Source organism: Methylobacterium sp. A52T (assembly GCF_053346095.1).
Genome location: NZ_JBKFBI010000288.1, coordinates 1 through 1,677 on the forward strand (window position 1 = coordinate 1; position 1,677 = coordinate 1,677).

1 protein-coding gene is annotated in these 1,677 nt (G+C 77.9%); it reads right to left on the minus strand.

What is annotated here, in order from left to right; translation table 11 throughout:
• The coding region (locus ACLBYE_RS30385; RefSeq protein ID WP_447697015.1) for a condensation domain-containing protein at positions 1 to 1,677 on the minus strand (1,677 nt) is incomplete at both ends.

Below are 1,677 nucleotides of genomic sequence, written 5' to 3' on the forward strand. Positions count from 1 at the left end.
TTGAGGGGGAGGATGGCGGCGCCGGTCCTGAGGACGGCGAGCCAGGCGGCGGGCAGGTCGCAGGTGCGCTCGAGGAGGAGTCCGACGACGCGCTCGGGTCGGGCGCCGGCGCGGGCGAGGCGTCGGGCGATGGCGGTGGCGCGGGCGTCGAGGCCGGCGCGGGTCAGGCTGGTCCGGGCGTCGGTGACGGCGGGGGCGTGGGGGTCTTGCGCGCGGTGGCCTGCGAAGGCGGCGAGGACGTCGCCGGCGCCGTCCGGGTAGGCCCGGGCGGTCGCGTTCGCCGACCCGATCACCGCGCGGTCGGAGGCCGTGAGCGCGCTCGCCGCGTGGAGGGGCCGGTCCGGCGCCGCGACGAGGGCGCGCAGCAGGGCGAGGAACCCGTCGCGCCAGCGCCGGGCGGTGGCGTCCGCGATCAGGCCGGCATCGTACTCGAGCTGGCAATCGATGCCGGTCCCGTCGGCGGCGACGTCGAGGGCGACGTCGAACTTGGCGCTCGCCACGTCGACGTCGATCCGCGCCGCCGCGACGTCGGCGAGGTCGAGGGGGGCGGCATCCCGGCTGGGGCGGAAGTTGAACGCCGCCTGGAAGACCGGCGTGGTCGCGGTGTCGCGCGCGATCCCGGTCTCCGCCACGAGGCGCTCGAAGGGGACGTCGTCCTCGGCCAGGAACGCCATCGCCTCGCCGCGCAGCCGCGCGCAGAGATCGCGGAAGCTCCCGCGCGGATCGAGGCGGACGCGGTAGACCTGCGTGTTGACGAGGAAGCCGACGAGGTCCTGCAGCTCGGGGCGGGTGCGGGCGGCGTTCGGCACGCCGACGGCGAAGTCCGTCTGGCCGCTCAGGCGGGCGAGCAGCACCTGCCACGCCGCCAGCAGCGCCACGAAGGGCGGGCACGCCTGCGACCGGCAGAACGCGGCCACCGCGCCGGCGAGGTCGGCGGGCAGGGTGAAGTCGACCCGCCCGCCCGGGCGGTTCGCCAGGGGCTGGCGGGGATAGTCGAGGGGCAGGTCCAGGGCCGGGACGGCGCCGCCGAGGTAGCGGCGCCCGCGCGCGATCGCCACGGACCCGGCCGCGCCGTCGAACCGGGCGCGCTGCCACGCGGCGAAATCCACGAAGCGCAGGCGCGGGGCGGGCAGCGGCTGCCCGATCCGCGCGGGATCTGCGAGGGCCGCGCGGTAGGCCTGCGCCAGATCCCGGAAGAGCCGCGCCGTCGACCACGCGTCCACCGCGATGTGGTGCATCACCACGAGGAGGACGCGCGCGCCCGCCGGGTCCGCCTCCGACAGGACCGCGCGCAGCGGCGGCGCGCGGGTGAGGTCGAAGGGGCGGCGGCTCAGGGCGCGCAGCGCCGCGCCCGGGTCACCGTCGAGGGCCGGGACGTGCTCGAGCTCGAACGGCACGTGCGGGTGCAGGATCTGGCGCGGGCCGTCGGCGGTGTCCGCCAGCGCCGTGCGCAGGACGTCGTGACAGGCGATCAGGCTCCGGAACGCGCCCTCGAGCGCCGGGACGTCGAGGGGGCCGGCGAGGCGGAAGGCCCGGGCCGAGTGGTAGGCCGGGCTCTCCGGGTCGTAGCGCTGGTGGAACCAGAGCCGCGCCTGCGGGAACGACAGGGGCGCCGGGCCGCCGGCGTGCCGCGGGATGCCGTCGGCCGCCTCGGCGTCCTCCCGCAGCAGGCGGGCG